At 30.1% G+C, this 1,011-nt stretch carries 1 protein-coding gene; it reads left to right on the forward strand.

The features are described from left to right. Positions 1 to 62: 62 nt before the first annotated feature. Positions 63 to 1,011 (forward strand): helix-turn-helix transcriptional regulator (locus J5G60_RS18475; RefSeq protein WP_150357961.1); only part of this gene is annotated, 949 nt, incomplete at its 3' end.

Raw genomic sequence — 1,011 nt, forward strand, 5'->3', positions numbered from 1 at the left:
AAATTATAGAAAGTAACGATATAATTAAATATTATGATAATTTTACACTGGAGGTTAAAAACATGTCTAAAATTTCTAATTTATTAGAGATAATAATGATAATACAATATAAGGGATTGACTACTGCATCGGAATTAGCCCAGACTTTAGGGGTGGATAAGAAAACGGTATATAGATATATAAGTAGTCTGAATAAAGCTAATGTACCTGTGTACACTAAAAAAGGAAGATATGGTGGATTTTATATAGATAAAAATTTTTACATGAAGTCTGCAAATTTGAGTGCAAGAGAACTTAGTGCACTTCTCATGGCCTCAGAAGTGCTTACAAAGCAAAATGGATTCATATATGAAAAAGAGCTTAAGAATGCAGTTTATAAGATAAAAAGTGTTTCTATAAATTCAGATATTAATTTAAGTGAAATGGATGACACAGGTGGCTTTTCTATAGATTCAATAGGCAATTTGAAAAAATTAGAGGATAAAATATCACAGATAAGTTATTCCATGAGTAAAGGAAAAAGCCTGAACGTAAATTATTTTTCGGTAAATAAAAACAATCTGACTATGAGAAAAGTGGATCCCTACGACTTAGTATTTAAACAGGGGAACTGGTATGTAGTAGGGTACTGTCATATGAAAGATGATATAGAAATTTTTAAGCTTGATAGAATCAAGAGTTTGAAAATAAGCGATGATATTTATATGAGACCCCACACATTCTCTCTTAAAGATTATTTAGACCAGCATTGGGGAGTGTTTATGGGAGATAAGATAAAGGTACTAATAAAATTTAGCAGAAACATCTCTCATTTTATAAAAAGTACAAAATGGAATACCAACCAGCGCATAGACGATCTGGAAGATGGAAGTATAATTTTAAGTCTCTATATAGATGATATTGAAGATGTGAAGAAATGGGTGATGGGTTTTGGAAAAGATGCTGAGATAATTGAACCTGAAGAACTGCGAAAAAATATTAAGTTAGAATTAGAGGAGTTATATAAAAAAT

The sequence above is a fragment of the Clostridium sp. HV4-5-A1G genome, assembly GCF_900184915.1.
GTDB classification, from domain to species: Bacteria; Bacillota; Clostridia; order Clostridiales; family Clostridiaceae; genus Clostridium_B; species Clostridium_B aromativorans.